This is a genomic window from Streptomyces sp. NPDC051211 (assembly GCF_040689505.1).
Lineage (GTDB): Bacteria > Actinomycetota > Actinomycetes > Streptomycetales > Streptomycetaceae > Streptomyces.
Map to the genome: position 1 here is coordinate 165,100 of NZ_JBFBAV010000013.1, position 16,029 is coordinate 181,128.

At 73.8% G+C, this 16,029-nt stretch carries 14 protein-coding genes; 8 read left to right on the forward strand and 6 right to left on the reverse strand.

The window, feature by feature from the left end:
* Positions 1 to 80 precede the first annotated feature (80 nt).
* On the forward strand, positions 81 to 1,484 hold the full coding sequence (locus AB0447_RS16095) for a hypothetical protein (protein ID WP_366477272.1): 1,404 nt from the start codon (positions 81 to 83) through the stop codon (positions 1,482 to 1,484).
* Between the two features lie 364 nt (positions 1,485 to 1,848).
* On the opposite strand, the gene AB0447_RS16100 is transcribed toward AB0447_RS16095, so the two are convergent.
* Together AB0447_RS16100 and AB0447_RS16105 are read right to left on the reverse strand one after the other, a co-directional pair.
* Positions 1,849 to 3,576: an ABC transporter ATP-binding protein gene (locus AB0447_RS16100; RefSeq protein WP_366477296.1), complete on the reverse strand. Its 1,728-nt coding sequence runs from the start codon at positions 3,574 to 3,576 to the stop codon at positions 1,849 to 1,851.
* 203 nt (positions 3,577 to 3,779) lie between these two features.
* On the reverse strand, positions 3,780 to 5,615 hold the full coding sequence (locus AB0447_RS16105; protein ID WP_366477273.1) for an ABC transporter ATP-binding protein: 1,836 nt from the start codon (positions 5,613 to 5,615) through the stop codon (positions 3,780 to 3,782).
* A 179-nt stretch (positions 5,616 to 5,794) separates the two neighbouring features.
* Between AB0447_RS16105 and AB0447_RS16110 the strand changes: the two genes are divergently transcribed.
* The 6 genes from AB0447_RS16110 (at position 5,795) to AB0447_RS16135 (ending at position 11,404) form a co-directional block, all read left to right on the forward strand.
* Entirely contained in the window at positions 5,795 to 6,877 is a 1,083-nt protein-coding gene (locus tag AB0447_RS16110) for an iron chelate uptake ABC transporter family permease subunit (RefSeq protein ID WP_366477275.1), read from the forward strand.
* Positions 6,878 to 6,903: 26 nt separating this feature from the next.
* On the forward strand, positions 6,904 to 7,968 hold the full coding sequence (locus AB0447_RS16115; RefSeq protein WP_366477277.1) for an iron chelate uptake ABC transporter family permease subunit: 1,065 nt from the start codon (positions 6,904 to 6,906) through the stop codon (positions 7,966 to 7,968).
* Complete coding sequence (locus AB0447_RS16120; protein ID WP_366477278.1) at positions 7,965 to 8,825, forward strand: ABC transporter ATP-binding protein; 861 nt, start codon at positions 7,965 to 7,967, stop codon at positions 8,823 to 8,825. Before AB0447_RS16115 ends, AB0447_RS16120 begins: the two co-directional genes overlap by 4 nt.
* A 12-nt stretch (positions 8,826 to 8,837) precedes the next feature.
* The gene (locus AB0447_RS16125; protein ID WP_366477280.1) at positions 8,838 to 10,412 is read left to right on the forward strand and encodes an amidohydrolase; all 1,575 of its coding nucleotides are present in this window, start codon (positions 8,838 to 8,840) and stop codon (positions 10,410 to 10,412) included.
* A complete protein-coding gene (locus AB0447_RS16130) occupies positions 10,409 to 10,648 on the forward strand; it encodes a hypothetical protein (protein ID WP_366477281.1) in 240 nt (79 codons plus the stop codon). Before AB0447_RS16125 ends, AB0447_RS16130 begins: the two co-directional genes overlap by 4 nt.
* A 240-nt stretch (positions 10,649 to 10,888) precedes the next feature.
* On the forward strand, positions 10,889 to 11,404 hold the full coding sequence (locus tag AB0447_RS16135) for a GNAT family N-acetyltransferase (RefSeq protein ID WP_366477297.1): 516 nt from the start codon (positions 10,889 to 10,891) through the stop codon (positions 11,402 to 11,404).
* A gap of 117 nt (positions 11,405 to 11,521) precedes the next feature.
* Here AB0447_RS16135 and AB0447_RS16140 read toward each other — a convergent pair whose 3' ends face one another.
* From AB0447_RS16140 to argC, 4 genes are read right to left on the reverse strand one after another with little or no spacing between them, the layout of a single operon-like run.
* On the reverse strand, positions 11,522 to 12,718 hold the full coding sequence (locus AB0447_RS16140) for an acetylornithine transaminase (RefSeq protein WP_366477282.1): 1,197 nt from the start codon (positions 12,716 to 12,718) through the stop codon (positions 11,522 to 11,524).
* Positions 12,715 to 13,548 carry an acetylglutamate kinase gene (gene argB, locus AB0447_RS16145; protein ID WP_366477283.1) on the reverse strand — a complete coding sequence of 278 codons (834 nt, stop codon included), beginning with the start codon at positions 13,546 to 13,548 and terminating at the stop codon, positions 12,715 to 12,717. Before argB ends, AB0447_RS16140 begins: the two co-directional genes overlap by 4 nt.
* Positions 13,545 to 14,699, reverse strand: a complete 1,155-nt coding sequence (argJ, locus tag AB0447_RS16150) for a bifunctional glutamate N-acetyltransferase/amino-acid acetyltransferase ArgJ (protein ID WP_366477284.1) — start codon at positions 14,697 to 14,699, stop codon at positions 13,545 to 13,547. Before argJ ends, argB begins: the two co-directional genes overlap by 4 nt.
* Positions 14,696 to 15,730: an N-acetyl-gamma-glutamyl-phosphate reductase gene (gene argC / locus AB0447_RS16155; protein WP_366477285.1), complete on the reverse strand. Its 1,035-nt coding sequence runs from the start codon at positions 15,728 to 15,730 to the stop codon at positions 14,696 to 14,698. Before argC ends, argJ begins: the two co-directional genes overlap by 4 nt.
* A 78-nt stretch (positions 15,731 to 15,808) precedes the next feature.
* Between argC and AB0447_RS16160 the strand changes: the two genes are divergently transcribed.
* A partial coding sequence (locus AB0447_RS16160; protein WP_366477286.1) for a DUF397 domain-containing protein occupies positions 15,809 to 16,029 on the forward strand: 221 nt, incomplete at its 3' end.

A 16,029-nucleotide genomic window follows, 5' to 3' on the forward strand; every position in this document is an offset into this window, starting at 1 on the left:
TGCTCCCGTTTCCTAACTGTCCGTCAGCGTTGCTAGTCTCCAGCTGATTTGATCTTCACGGCACGAGGGGGAAGCCCACCATGGTGAGGCGCATTCGAGGGGCGGGGACCGCGGCGGCCGCGGCCGTGGCGACGGCCACGCTGCTGGCCGGCTGCAGCGGCGGGCAGGGCACGGAGGGGGACGGCAAGGGCGGTGCGGCCGCGAACCCGCTGAAGGCGAAGCCCGTGGCCGCGATCAACGTGCCCGAGGCCTGGGACGGCGCCAAGGGATGGGACCAGGTGCTCCCCTGGGTGCCGGAGAACGCCACGTCACCGGTGACGGTGGTACCGGGTGGCCGTGCCGTGGCCCTCCTGAACCCGGAGACCTCCGGCTACAGCGTCCAGGTCAGGTCCGCGACCGGCGGCGAACCCGTGTGGACCTCGGCGACCTGGGACCTGCCGCTGCCCCTGGACGGGGCCAAGAAGGCCGGGGAGATCCCCGAGGTCCTCGGCGTCGAGCAGGAGGGGCAGCGGTTCGTCGTGCTGGCCGCCCACGGAACGAAGGGCAAGGACGCACTCCACGAGGGGACCGAGGTGGTGCGCCTCGCGGTCTACCCGGCCGACGCGAAGGGGCAGGGGGTCAAGCCCCTGCGGGAGATCGACGTTCCGGTCCGGGCGGACGCCGGTGAAGTGCGGGTGCAGACCCAGGGCGGACGGCTGCTGGTCGCCTACGGAGAAGACGGGGACTATCCGCGCTTCGCGGCCTCCGTCGACCTGGTGAAGGGATCGGCCACGCGCTACGACGCCCCGTACGAGCTGCTGCCGCAGTGCGAGACACCCCACTGCTCCGCCCGGGTGATGGCAGCCGGTCCCGCCGGACCCCTGGTCGGCCTCGGCGGCGGGTTCGGCGTGCCGGGACGCTGGTTCAGCGACTCCGTCCGCCCCGGCGGGGTGCCCGCGAAGAGCGGTCTCTTCGCGACCTGGAACGGCGACGTGTACGGAGCGGTCGGCGGGCGCTTCCTCGCCCAATGGGAGAACGAGGGGAAGAACGGCAACAGCGCCCCTCCCACCTGGTCGGTGCACGACGTCGACTCCGGCCGGCTGCTGGCGCGCATGGAGTGCGCGTACTCCGAGAAGCCGTCGGGCCCCAACTACCGTGGCTGGCGCGACCACACGGTGGTCTCGTCCCCGTCGGGGCGCTTCCTCGCGGCCGGGCCCGTCGCCTTCGACATGGAGCGCAAGCAGGGGGTCTGTCTGGAGCGGGACGGGAACCGGAAGCGGATCGAGGTCCGGGCGGTGCGTGACGACGGCACGGCCTACGCCGAGGTGGACTCCGACGGTCCCCCCGTCTTCGCCCAGCTCAACCTGACCACCCCTGCGACCGCCCCGACCGTCCTCCCCACCGGGGTCGAGGTCCCGGACCACACCGGCCTGGACGGCGCGGCCCTGTTCGTCGCCCGCGACGAATCGGAGAACCTGCGCATCTCCGTGCGCCACAACCGCTGACGGCCCCACCCCTGCCGCCTGCGGCGCCGTCACCGGGGACCAGCCCCCGGACCCCCGCGCCTCAAACGCCGGCGGGGCTGGAATTGCCCGCTGCGAGGCAACCCAGCCTGCTGGGCCGGTGCCCTGCGCTGAATTCAGCCTCGCCGGCGTTTGAGGCGCGAGGTCTGGGGCGGAGCCCCAGTTCGGGAAGGGGCGGGTAGGGGAAAGGCTCCGCGCAGCGGCCCCGCCCCCTGGCCCCCGCCCCCTGGCCCCCGCCCCCCCGCCCCCCGGCCCCCAGGCCCCGGGCCCGGGGATATAGGCCCCGGGGATATGGGGCGGCCCCTCCCGCCGGTGGGCGGAAGGGGCCGGGGGAGTGGAGCCGGGCTCAGGTCTGGTTGGGGATGGGGGCCGGGGGGTCCTGGGGGTGGCGGGTGGCGGACCAGGCGGCCCAGAGGGCCGCGTAGCGGCCGCCCGCGGCAACCAGTTCGGCATGGGAGCCGGTCTCCACGATCCGGCCACCGTCCAGGACGACCACCCGATCCGCCGTCGCAGCCTGCGGCAGCCGATGCGCCACCATCAACCCCGTCCGCCCCTCCAGCGCCTGCAACGCAGCCGCCTCCAGCGTGCGCGCCCCCGCACTGCCCGCATCGGCCGTGGCCTCGTCGAGGATCGCGACCGGCGGGTCGGCCAGGACCAGCCGGGCCAGGGCCAGGTGCTGGGCCTGGGTGACCGTCAGCTGGTGGCCGCCCTCCCCGACCACCGTGGCCGGCCCCTCGGGCAGCGCGTCCACCCAGCCCTGCGCGCCCACCGCGGTCAGCGCCGCGTACAGCTCCTCGTCGGTGGCCTCCGGGCGGGCCAGCCGCAGGTCCTCGGCCAGCGGTCCGGCGAACACGTGGACCTCCTGGCTGATCAGGGTGACCGCCCGGCGCAGCCCGGCCGGCCCGAGCTCGCGGGCGTCGACCCCGCCGAGGGCGACGGTGCCGTCGGAGGGCCGGTGCACTCCGGCGATCAGCTTGGCCAGGGTGGTCTTGCCGGCGCCGCTGGCGCCGACCAGCGCCACCCGTTCCCCGGGCTTCACCGTCAGCTCGACGTCCCACAGCACCGGGTGCCCGTCCACGTACGCGTGACTGAGCGCGGACACCGTCACCGAGCCGTCCGCCGGTTCGGCCGGCCGCTCCGGTTCGGCCTCGGCGGGCAGTTGCGACACCCCGACCAGGCGGGTCAGGCCGGCGCCGGCGGACTGTACGTCGTCCAGGAGCACCAGCGCCGCGTTGATCGGGTTGAACAGGCTGTGGAAGTACAGCGCGGCGGCGGTGGCCGTACCGATGCTGACGGAGCCGTTGTCGACCAGGAAGAAGCCGGTCACCAGGATCGAGCCCAGGCCGAGGAACTCGGCCAGGTTGAGCCGGGAGAAGAAACCGGTGACCAGGTGGATGCCGCGCAGCGCGAGGTCGACCGCCGACCGGGACCGCTGTTCGATCAGCCCGGTGTGCTCGCCGTTCAGCCGGAAGGCGCGTACGGTCCGGGCCCCGCCGACGCTGTCCAGCAGCTGGTGCTGGAGGGCACCCGTGGCCACCCGGTGGGCCGCGTACACGGGGACGGCACCGCGCAGGTACCAGCGCACCGCGAGGATCTGCACGGGCACGGCGGGCAGGACGGCGAGCAGGAACCGCCAGTCCAGCACGGCGAGTCCGGCCAGGGTCAGGGCGATGGTGAGGACGGAGCGGCTGAACTCGGGCAGGGCCTGCCGTACCGACCGGGCGATGAGCGTCACGTCGCCGGTGACCCGGGAGACCAGGTCCCCGGACCCGGCCCGCTCGACCCGTTCGAGGGGGAGCCGCAGGGCCCGTTCGATGAACCGCTCGCGCAGGGCCGCGAGGACGGTCTCGCCGAGCCGGGCGACGAGGGCGCTGCCGGCCGCGGTGGCGGCACCCCGGGCGAGGGCGACCGCGACCAGCAGGACCAGCGGGACGGTCAGCGCGTCCGGGCCCTTCTGCTGCACGACGAGGTCCACGATGCGGCCGAGCAGCGGGGCCGTCAGCAGGCCGATGCCGGTGCCGAGGAGGAGTACGGCGACCGCGGACACGGCGAGCAGGCGGTGTCCGCGCAGCATGGCGCGCAGTGCGGCTAGGGTCTGGGCGCCGGTGGCGACGGGCAGCAGGGCCCGGCCCGCGGACGGCGTGCCGTCGGCGCAGTTCGCCGTGCCGTCGGCGGAGTTCGCCGGGGCGGCGGGGTCCGCCGTGCTGGTGGGACCCGCCGTGCTGGTGGGGCTCATCGTCTCTTCCGTCCCGGCTGTGTTCTTGGCGGTCCCGGCGGTCATGCCAGCACCGCCGTGCGGTAGGTCTCGTCGGCGGCGACGAGGTCGGCGTGCACTCCGTCGGCGGCGATGGCGCCGCCGTCGAGGACCACCACCCGGTCGGTGACGGTCAGCAGGGCGGGGCTGGTGGTGACCAGCAGGGTGGTGCGGCCGTGGCGCAGCTCCCGCAGCCGGGCGGCGATCACCGATTCGGTGACCGCGTCCACCGCGGTCGTCGGATCGTGGAGGACCAGGACGGGCGGATCGGCGGCGAGGGCGCGGGCGAGTGCGACCCGCTGCCGCTGGCCGCCGGACAGCGACCGGCCGCGTTCGGCGAGCAGGGTGTCCACCCCGTCGGGCAGGGTGCGGGCGACGTCGTCGGCGGTGGAGGCGCGCAGCGCGGCCTCGATGCCGGCCGCAGTTGCCCCCGCCGTGGCTGCTGCCCCTGCCGTGGCTGCTGCCCCAATCGTGGCTGCTGCCCCTGCCGGGGCCGCTGCGTCTGCCGTGGTCGCCGAGCCTGCCGTGGTCGCCGAGCCTGCCGGGTCTGTGGCCCCCGCCGGGTCGGTGGCTCCCGCCGTGACGTTGTCGAGCAGGCTGCTTTCGAACAGGGCGGCGTCGTGCTGCGCGACCCGGACCGCGCCGCGCACATCGCCCGGGTCCAGCGCGGTGAGTGACACCCCGTCGAGTTCGATGGTCCCCTCGGCCGGGTCGGCCTCCCGGCCCAGGCACAGCAGCAGGTCGCGGGCGACCGCCGGATCCCGGGCGACGATGCCGAGGAGTTCGCCGGGGCGGACGGCCAGGTCGATCCCGTGCAGTGCCCCGAAGCTGACGCCGCGCAGCCGGAGGCCGCCGTCGACGGTGTCGGGGAGGGCCGTGGTGCCGGCCGTCACGGCGTGCGGGGCGTCGAGGACTTCGGCGATGCGGCGGGCGGAAGCGCGCCCCTGCGCGACCTCGGCGTTGACCCAGCCGAGCGTCTGGAAGGGGCCGAGCAGGAACTGGGCGAGGCCCACCGCCGCGACCAGGTCGCCGACGCTGATCGTGCCGCGCATCGCCAGGTAGGCGCCGGCGATGCCGATGCCGGCGATGAACAGGCCGGTGAGGGCGAGGACGGCGCCTTCGTGGCCGGCCCGGCTGCGGGCGGCGCGCAGTGCCGCGGACAGGGAGTCCTGGCTGGTCCGCCGGTAGCGGGAGACGGCCGCCGACTCGGCGCCGATTCCCTTGAGTACGCGGAGCCCGGCGACCAGGTCGGCGGCGACACCGGAGGCGTGCGCGGCCCGGTCCTGCTCGACCTCGCTGCGCTGTTCGAGCGGCATGCTGATCTTGTGGCCGAGCCACAGCAGCGGGGGGATGCCGAGCAGGACCAGCAGTCCGAGCGGCACCGAGATGCGCAGCAGGGCGATGGCGCTGACCGCGAGGCCGGCGAGGGCCGCGATGCCGAAGGGCAGCATGGTGGTGGCCCCGCCCACGCGGCGGGCGTCGTCGGTGGCGATGTTGGTGAGTTCGCCGGGGAGCCGGTTGGCCTCGGCGCCGCCGCGCGGGTCGAGCACCCGGGCGCCGAGCTCGACGCGGAGGCCGTGGGCGGCCTCCTCACCGGCGCGTTCGGCGATCCGGGCGCCGATGCGGTAGCTGGTGGACAGCACGAGGAACAGGGCGGCGAGGACCACCAGCCAGCGCACCAGGGCACCGGAGTCGCCGGTGGAGACCGCCCGGTCGATCACCACGCCGATGACGACGGGAACCATCGCCTCGCCGCCCTGATGTGCCATGCCGAACAAGGAGGCTCCGACGACGCGCCGTCGCTGGCCTCCGATCGCGCGCCGGAGGACATCGCCTCCGGTGGGACCCCCTGTGAGCATGCGTGTCCTCCGGAGATGGTCGGATAGTTAGGTAAGGCTACCTTAAGAAATGCGGGCGTACAGTGGTGTCTCATCGCACGCGTGAGCGAGGCATTTGCCCAGCTGAGCACGCACGTTGACCCTGCGGCCAGCCTTCGGTTAGCCTCACCTAAGTTATTGGTCGCCGGGGGGAGTTTCAGTTGTCGATCGAGGCCGAGGCGGAGATCGGAACCGGAACCGACGACCCACCCCGGGCACCGGCGGCGCCGTCCGCACGGCGGGCCGCGTCGGCCGCGCTGCGCGGCGCGGGCGTGCTCGTCTGCCTCGGCGTCCTGCTGCTCGTCGCCCTGCTCAGCGTGTGGTGGGGCAGCCGGGACATTCCCTTCACCTCCACCTGGAACGTCCTGTGGAACCCCGACGGCTCCCAGGCCGCGGTCATCATCCACGAATACCGGATCCCGCGCACCCTCCTGGGCATGGTGGTGGGCATCGCGCTGGGCCTGTCCGGCGCCCTGATGCAGGCCCTGACGCGCAATCCGCTCGCCGACCCCGGCCTGCTCGGCGTCGGCCTCGGCGCCTCCACCGGCGTGGTGCTCGCCATCGGCTTCCTCGGCATCGCCAGTGCCCTCGGCTACCTCTGGTTCGCCTTCGCCGGTGCGGCCGCGGCCTCCGTCGTCGTCTACCTGCTCGGCTCCGCCGGACGCAACCTCGTCACCCCCGACCGCCTCGTGGTCGCCGGAGCCGCGGTGACCGCCGTGCTGTGGGCCTTCAATTCGGCCGTGCTCCTGCTGAACCCGCGCGCCTTCGACCAGTTCCGCTTCTGGACGGCCGGCTCCCTGGCGGGCCGTCGGATGGACGTGTTCTGGGTGGTCCTGCCGTTCATCGCCGTCGGCCTGGTCCTCGCGCTCGCCCTCGCGCCCTCGCTCAACGCGCTCGCCCTGGGCGACCAGATGGGCCGGGCCCTCGGCGTCAACGTCAACCGCACCCGCGTGATCGGCGTGATCGGCGTGATGCTCCTCTGCGGCGCGGCCACCGCGGCCGCCGGCCCCATCGCCTTCATCGGGCTCGTCGTCCCGCACATGGCCCGGTTCATCGTCGGACCCGACCAGCGCTGGCTGATGGTGTACTCCGCCCTGATCGCCCCCATCCTGCTGATCGGTTCCGACGTCCTGGGCCGCGTGCTCGGCGCGCCCGGCGAGCTCCAGGTCGGCATCGTCACCGCGTTCGTCGGAGCGCCCCTGTTCCTCGCCCTGTGCCGCCGCCGAAAGCTGGTCATGCTGTGACTGGTCCCCTTGTGAAGGGCCCTGCCGTGAAGACCCCGCGCGGGCCCAGGGTGGTCACCGGTACCGTCCTGCGCACCCCCGGCGACCGCCACTCGCTGCGCCTGCACGGCCGCACGGTGGTGGTGACCCTGGCCCTGCTGACCGCCCTGGTCGTGGTCATGGGCATCACGTTGACCACCGGAGACTTCCAGCTGTCGGTCGGCGAGGTCCTCCAGGCCCTCACCGGCAACGGCTCCGGCGCCGCCGACTTCATCGTCAACACCCTGCGCATGCCCCGCCTGGTGACCGCACTGTGCGTCGGCGCCGCCCTCGCGGTCAGCGGCGCGATCCTGCAGAGCCTCACCCGCAACGCGCTGGGCAGCCCCGACATCATCGGCTTCACCAACGGCTCCGCCACCGGAGCCCTGCTGGTCATCGTCGTCCTCAACGGCAGCATGACCCAGGTGGCGGTCGGCGCCCTGGCCGGCGGCATCGTCACCGCCCTCGTCGTCTACCTGCTGGTGTTCGGCGGCGGATCGCCCGGCTTCCGGCTGGTCGTCATGGGCATCGGCGTCAGCGCCCTGCTGATCGCCGTCAACACCTACCTGATGACCCGGGCCAACTGGCAGGAGGCACTGGAGGCGCAGGCCTGGCTGCTCGGCACCCTGGGCAACCGCACCTGGGACCACGCCGCCGCGATCGGCCTGGCCACCGCCGTCCTGCTGCCCGTCGCCTTCCTGCTCGGCCGCCGCCTCACCATGGTCGAGATGGGCGACGCCACCGCGACCGCGCTCGGCGTCAACGTCGGCCGCACCCGCGTCGCCCTGCTGTTCACCAGCGTCGCGCTGGCAGCCTTCGCCACGGCCGTGACCGGACCGATCATGTTCGTCGCGCTCGCCGCCCCCCAGCTGGCCCGTACGCTGATCCGTTCCTCGGGGCCGGGACTCGTCCCGGCCGCACTGATGGGCGCCCTCCTGCTGGCCGTCAGCGACCTCCTGGTGCAGCGGCTGTTCTCCCCCGCCCTGCTGCCGGTGGGCGCCGGCACCGGCACCATCGGCGGGCTCTACCTCATCTGGCTGCTGGTCACCGAATCCCGAAAGAGCCGAGCATGACAGCGACGACCGCGTCCACCACCCCCTCGGCCCGGCTGCGGGCCGAAGGGCTGACCCTCTCCTACGACCAGCGCACCGTGGCGACCGACCTCGGGGTCGTCATCCCCGACCACTCCTTCACCGTCATCATCGGCCCGAACGCGTGCGGCAAGTCCACCCTGCTCAAGGCCCTCGCCCGGATGCTCAAGCCGAAGACCGGCGAGGTCTACCTGGACGGCGCGGCCATCTCCTCGTACCGCTCCCGCGAGGTCGCCCGCCGGCTCGGCCTGCTCCCGCAGTCCTCCACCGCGCCGGGCGGCATCACCGTCGGCGACCTGGTCGCCCGCGGCCGCTACCCGCACCAGAAGATGCTCAAGCAGTGGTCCGCCGAGGACGAGGCCGTGGTGATCGAGGCGATGAACCAGACCGGCGTCCTCGAACTCGCCGACCGGCCCGTCGACGACCTCTCCGGCGGCCAGCGCCAGCGGGTCTGGCTCTCCATGGTGCTCGCCCAGCAGACCTCCATCCTGCTGCTCGACGAACCGACCACCTACCTGGACATCGCGCACCAGGTCGAGGTCCTGAACCTCTGCGCCGACCTGCACGAGCAGAAGGGCCACACGATCGTCGCGGTCCTCCACGACCTCAACCAGGCCTGCCGCTACGCCAGTCACCTCATCGTCCTGAAACCCGGCGGGGTCGTCGCCGCCGAGGGCGACCCGGCGACCGTCATGACCGCCGAACTGGTCGAGGACGTGTTCGGCCTGCCCTGCCGGATCATCGAGGACCCCGAGACCGGCACCCCCCTGATGGTCCCCACCGCCCGCACGCGCCACGGCGCGACCGCCGGCCCCGTCGCCGCGGCCCACACCTCCTGAGGACCGACCGCCATGCTCAGTACGCGGCTCACCAACGCCCGCATCCTCACCCTGGACCCGGACCACCCCGTCGCCCACGACCTGGGCATCTGGCAGGGCCGGATCGTGGGCCTCGACGAGGCCGTGACCGCACTGCCCGCCCGCGAGGTCATCGACCTCCAGGGCGCCACCGTGCTGCCCGGGTTCATCGACAGCCACGTCCACCTGTCCTGGGCCGGAGTCAAGGCGAACACCCCGACCGTGGCCCCCTGCACGCACGTCGAGGACGTCCTCGCCGTGGTGGCCGCCGCAGCGGCCCGGGCACCGCACGGCGCCTGGGTGGACGTCGCCGGATACGACCAGCGGGCGCTCGGCCGCCACCTGACCGCCGCCGAACTCGACAAGGTCAGCGACGGCCGCAAGATCTTCATGATGCACGACTCCGGACACGCCTGCGTGGTCAACACCGCCGTCCTGGACCTGCTCCCCGCCGAGGCCGCCGCACAGGAGGGCTTCCTCGCCGAGAGCGCCATGACCGCCGCCCGCCGGCTGCGCCTGCCCTACTCCCAGGAAGAACTCGCCGACGCCATCGAACGCGCCGGCCGCGACTGCCTCGCCGAAGGCATCACCGCCTGCGCCGAAGCCGGCATCGGCGGCGGCCTCCTGGGCCACAGCCCCGTCGAGCTCGGCGCCTACCAGCTCCTGCGCGACCGGGGCCGACTGCCCCTGCGCGTCCAGCTGATGGCCGCCTCCGACACCCTCCGCCCGGTCGCCGCGCACGCCTCCGACGGCATCCCCCGCTCCCTCGACCTCGGCCTGCGCACCGGCTTCGGCGACGACTGGCTCTCCATCGGCGCCCTCAAGGTCTACACCGACGGCGGCATGATGGCCCGGACCGCCGCCCTGACCCGCCCCTACCACGGGATGGAACACACCGGCGAATTCCAGGACGAACCGGAACGCATCGCCGACACCATCCTCGCCGGCCACCTCGCCGGCTGGCAGCTCGCCGTTCACGCCATCGGCGACCGCGCCGTCGACCTCGCCCTGGACGCCCTGGAACGCGCCCAGCGCACCCGGCCCCGCCCGGCCGCCCGGCACCGCATCGAACACGCCGGCCTGGTCCGCCCCGACCAGCTCGCCCGGTTCGCCGAACTCGGCGTGAGCGCCGTCGTCCAGCCCAACTTCCTGCGGTACTTCGGCGACGACTACGCCGCCGTCATGGGCCCCGACCGGGCCCCCTGGATGTACCGCGGCCGCGGCTTCCTCGACCACGGGGTCACCCTGGTCGGCAGCTCCGACCGCCCGGTCACCGACGGATCACCGCTGCGCGCCATCCAGTTCATGGTCGAACGGGCCTCCCTCTCGGGCCGGTCCATCGGCCCGGACGAGGGCATCGGCGTGGAGGCGGCCCTGCGCGCGTACACCGTCGCAGGCGCCTACGCCTGCCACTGGGACGACAGCGCCGGCACCCTCTCCCCGGGCAAGCGCGCAGACCTGGTCGTGCTGGGCGACGACCCGCGCCGCGTGGAGACCTCCCGGATCGGCGACATCGACGTGGTGAAGACCTTCGTGAACGGCACAGAGACTTGGAGTTCGGCAGCATGAGCGCGACCATGGAGCAGACGGAAGCCATCGGGCCCCACGCCCACCTGTGGCAGCCCCGTGCGTCCGAGTTCCGCTGGGTCGTCTGGAACGCGGCCGAGGGGACGATGGTCTTCGACACCGAACTCAACTGCCCCGTGTACATCGACGACGAACCGACACTGCACCGGGTCCTGGACCGGATGCGGGAAGCGGGAGTCCCGGAGGGCAAGGACTATCCGGGCCGGCCCTGTTCCTAGGGGGTGTCCGGCGGATCATGGCCGGGCCCGGCCCGCCTGGCACCGCGGCTTGCCGCGTTGTCGTCGGTCGCCAATGCTCCGCAGTGGCTCCCTCCTCCGCCTTGCAATCCACGGCACCAGACGACCCGGGCTGTCCGACCCTGATCCGCCGGACACCCCCTAGCCGGCACCACGTCAGTCCGGCCCAGCCCGGTACAGGAAGGAAATTCGTTGATCACGGCCACCCGGCGTCGCCTCGGCATGCCACTGCTCCCCGCGCCCCGGCCGGCCGAGCTGCCCGTACGGCCCGCGCGTCCCGAGGACGCGGCCGCCCTCGCAGCTTTGTCCCGGCCCTTCGCCCGCGCGGGCGCCCTCCGCGAACGGCCCGAGGCCGTCTACGCCGCCCATGCCACCGACTTCATGGTCTGGGAGGCGCCCGACGGCACCCTCGACGGCTGCCTCGGCCTCCAGGTGCACATCGCCGGCCCGCAGGGCCCGGCCGGGCCGGGCACCCTGCCCGCGGGCGTTCTCTACAACTTCTGCGTCACCCGCCGCATGCAGGGCCGCGGAGTGGGCGCCCTGCTGCTGCGCGCCGCGCTGACCCGGGCCAACGCCCTCTCCCTGACCGGCCTGTTCACCGCCACCACCGGCAGCGGCGCGCTCTTCCTGCGGTACGGGTTCACCCCCGCCGACCCCGCGCACGCCCCGGCCGCCTGGGCGGACACCCTGGACCCCCGCCGCAACGCGCAGGTCCTCGGCCGCAGGCTCCGCGCCTGACGGCGGGAAACGGCACGGGAAACGACCCAGGAAACGAAGCAGGAAAACGACGCAGGAAACGGCAGAAGGGCCGGTCCTTCGGGCAACTGCCTGAAGGACCGGCCCTTCTGCTGCGGCTCAGCCGTCGAGAATGCCGGGCAGCGCCGCCGTCAGCGCGTCCACCTGCGCCTCGCCGATGGTCAGCGCCGGCGCCAGCCGTACCGTCCCCGGCCCGGTCGCGATGACCAGGAAACCGGCGTCCTGGGCCGACCGTTGCACCCGGGCGGCCACCGGCTCCGCCAGCACCACCCCCAGCAGCAGACCGGCCCCGCGCACCTCGGCCACCAGCGGATGCTTCAGCTCCTCGATGCCACGGCGCAGCCGGTCGCCGACCCGCCGGACATGGCCGAGCAGCCCCTCCGACTCGATGGTGTCCAGGACCGCCAGTCCTGCCGTACAGGACACGGGATTGCCGCCGAAGGTCGAACCGTGCTGGCCCGGCGACAGCAGGGCGGCCGCTTCGCCGAACGCCACCGCCGCCCCGATCGGCAGCCCGCCGCCCAGCCCCTTGGCCAGCGTGATCACATCCGGGTCGGATCCTTCCGCCGCCTGGTGGGCGAACCAGTGGCCGGTCCGGCCGATTCCCGTCTGGACCTCGTCCAGCACCAACAGGGTGCCGGTGGCCCGGGTGATCTCCCGCGCCGCCCGCAGATATCCCGGAGGCGCCGGGATCACCCCGGCCTCGCCCTGCACCGGTTCGAGGAACACGGCCGCCGTCTCCGCGGTGACCGCCGCACGCAGCGCGGCCACGTCGCCGAACGGTACGTGCGACACCCGGCCGGGCAGCGGTTCGAACGGCGCGCGCTTCGCCGGCTGCCCGGTGAGCGCCAGCGCCCCCATCGTGCGGCCGTGGAACCCGCCCTCGGCGGCGACCACATGGGGCCGCCCCGTCCGGCGGGCGATCTTGAACGCGGCCTCGGCCGCCTCCGCGCCGGAGTTCGCGAAGAACACCCGCCCCGGCCGTCCCGCCAGCCCCAGCAGCCGCTCGGCCAGTGCGACCGGCGGCTCGGCCACGTACAGATTGGAGACATGGCCCAGCCGCGCCATCTGCGCGCTCACCGCCGCCACCACGGCCGGATGCGCATGCCCCAGGGTGTTCACCGCGATGCCCGCGGTGAAGTCCAGGTACGGGCGCCCGGATTCGTCCCACACCGTGCTGCCCTCACCCTTGACCAGTGCCAGCGGGGGAGTGCCGTACGTGTCCATCAGCGCGGCCCGCCAGCGGCCGGTGAGGCCGCCGCCGTCCGCCGCGCCCGCTTCGGTTGCGTCGGTCACGCCGCGTCCTCCTTCTCGTCCTGGTCCGGCAGCACCGTGGTGCCGGAGCCGTCCATGGCGGACACCGCCCCCAGGACAGCATGCGGAACCCGGCCGTCCAGAACGCGCGCAGAGCGGACGCCCTCGCGGACCGCCTGCAGGCACGCCTCCATCTTGGGGAGCATCCCGCTCGCCAGTTCCGGCAGCAGCTTCTCCAGCTCGCCGGCCGTCAGCCGGGGGATCACCTCGGGGCTGTGCGGCCAGTTCGCGTAGAGCCCCTCGACATCGGTGAGGACCACCAGCTGCTCCGCGCCGAGGGCCACCGCGAGCGCGGCCGCCGCGAGATCGGCGTTGATGTTGTAGACCTGACCGTCCGTGCCCCGGCCCACGGGCGAGACCACCGGGATCCGGCCCTGGTCCAGCAGCGCCCGCAGGGTGTCCGCGTTGACGTCGACGACCTCGCCGACCAGGCCGATGTCCACCGGCTCGCCGTCCACCCAGGCCTGCCGGCGCACCGCCGTCAGGGTGTGCGCGTCCTCGCCCGTCAGGCCCACCGCGAGCGGGCCGTGACCGTTGATCAGGCCGACCAGCTCCCGCTGGACCTGCCCGGCGAGGACCATCCGGACCACGTCCATGACCTCCGGCGTGGTCACCCGCAGCCCCGCCTCGAACCGGACCTCCAGATCGAGCCGGTCCAGCAGGGCGCTGATCTGCGGCCCGCCGCCGTGCACCACGACCGGGCGCAGCCCCGACCGCCGCAGCGCCACCACGTCCTCGGCGAAGGCCCGCTTCAGGTCCTCGTTCACCATGGCGTTGCCGCCGAACTTGATCACCACCGTACGGCCGCTCATGAGCTGTACGCGCTGTTCTCGTGGACGTACTCGGCGGTGAGGTCGTTGGTCCAGATCGCCGCCGAGGCGTCACCGGCGCGCAGGTCCACGGTGACCCTGATCCGGCGCCCGGACAGGTCGACCTTGTCGCGGGACTCGCCCGCCGCGCCGTCCCGGCACACCCACACCCCGTTGATCGCCACATCGAGCCGGTCCGGGTCGAAGGCGGCGGAGGTGGTGCCGATCGCGGACAGCACCCGGCCCCAGTTCGGGTCCTCGCCGTGCAGCGCGCACTTGAGCAGGTTGTTGCGGGCCACCGAGCGGCCCACGGTCACCGCGTCCTCCTCCGAGGCCGCGCCCACCACCTCCACCTCGATCTCCTTCGAGGCGCCCTCGGCGTCCGCGACCAGCTGCCGGGCCAGGTCCAGGCAGACCGCGTACACGGCACCGGCGAAGGCGTCCGGCTCCGGGATGGTCCCGGACGCGCCGGAGGCGAGCAGCAGCACCGTGTCGTTGGTGGACATGCAGCCGTCGGAGTCCACCCGGTCGAAGGTGGTACGTACGGCCGACCGCAGCGCCGCGTCGAGTCCGGCGGCACTCACGTCGGCGTCCGTGGTGAGCACCACCAGCATGGTGGCCAGGCCGGGGGCGAGCATGCCCGCGCCCTTGGCCATCCCGCCCACGGTCCAGCCGGGACCGGACACCACGGCCGTCTTGTGCACCGAGTCGGTGGTCTTGATCGCGACGGCCGCGTCCTCGCCGCCGGTGGGGGAGAGCCGCGCGGCGGCGGCGTCGATCCCTGCCCTGACCCGGTCCATCGGCAGCGGCACCCCGATCAGTCCGGTGGAGCACACCGCGATCTCCGCCGCGGCGTCCGTGCCGAGGGCGAGCGCCGTGCGGGCGGCCATGGCCTCGGTGTCCACGGCGCCCGAGGGCCCCGTACAGGCGTTGGCGCCGCCGGAGTTGAGGACGACCGCCGAGACCCGGCCGCCGGCCAGCACCTGCCGGGACCAGCGGACCGGGGCGGCCTGGACCCGGTTGGAGGTGAACACCCCCGCGGCCGCCCGGGACGGCCCGCGGTTCACCACCAGCGCCAGGTCGGGCGCGCCGGATTCCTTGATCCCGGCGGCCACGCCGCTCGCGAGGAATCCCTGTGCAGCGGTCACGGTCACGGAGCCACTCCATTCGTGGGCAGGCCCAGGCCTTCCGGCAGGCCGAGGGCGACGTTCATGCTCTGCACCGCGCCACCCGCGGTGCCCTTCGTCAGGTTGTCGACGGCGCTCACGCAGACCAGCCGGCCGGCCTGCTCGTCCACCGCCACCTGCACCTGCACGCTGTTGGAGCCGAGCACCGCGCCGGTGGACGGCCAGTGGCCGGGCGGCAGCAGGCGGACGAACGGCTCGTCGGCGTACGCGGCCGCGTAGGCGGCACGTACCTCGTCCGGGCCGGTGCCCGGCCCCGGCCGCAGGCGCGCCGAGCAGGTGGCGAGGATGCCGCGGGCCATCGGGGCCAGGGTCGGCGTGAACGACACGGTGACCGGTTCGCCCGCCAGCTGCGACAGGTTCTGGACCAGCTCGGGCGTGTGCCGGTGGCCGCCGCCGACCCCGTACGGGCTCATCGACCCGGCCACCTCGGACGCCAGCAGGTGAGGCTTCGCCGCCCGGCCCGCGCCCGAGGTCCCGCTGGCGGCCACGACCACGGCCTCCGGCTCCACCAGCCCGGCGGCGTAAGCCGGGTACAGGGCCAGGGTCACCGCGGTCGGATAGCAGCCGGGCACCGCCACCCGGGTGGCACCCTTCAGCTCCTGCCGGCTGCCCGGCAGTTCGGGCAGGCCGTACGGCCAGGTCCCGGCATGCGGGGTGCCGTAGAACCGCTGCCAGTCGGCCGCGTCGCGGAGCCGGAAGTCGGCGCCGCAGTCCAGGACGAGGGTCTCGGGGTCCAGTTGGGCGGCGAGCGCCGCGGACTGGCCGTGCGGGAGGGCCAGGAAGACGACGTCGTGGCCGCGGAGCGCCTCGGCGGAGGTGGGTCCGAGCACCCGGTCCGCGAGCGAGGCGAGGTGCGGCTGCACCTCGCCGAGGCGCCGGCCGGCACTGCTGTGCCCGGTGACGGCACCGATCTCCACGCCGGGATGCCCGGCCAGCAGCCGCAGGATCTCCCCTCCGGCATAGCCGCTCGCTCCGGCCACCGCCGCCCGTAGGGTCATCGTCCGGGTCTCCTGCCACTGGTCGCCTGATGGGCACTCACGCGCCCAAGTGTTTAGCTTAGGCTAACCTAAGTCCAGTTGGGTGACGGGGGCGGGGCCGGAACCGGGGGAGCAGATCGGACGGCACCGACGAAAGAGGCCCGGCCCGGCACCGACGGAAGAGGCCCGGCCCGGCACCGACGGAAGAGGCCCGGCCCCGGTGTTCGCCTGCTCCCCGGCACCGACCTGCCCGAGGCGAAGTGGCGCAAGTCGTCATACAGCGACGGCGGCGAGCAGTGCGTCGAGATCGCCGACACCCG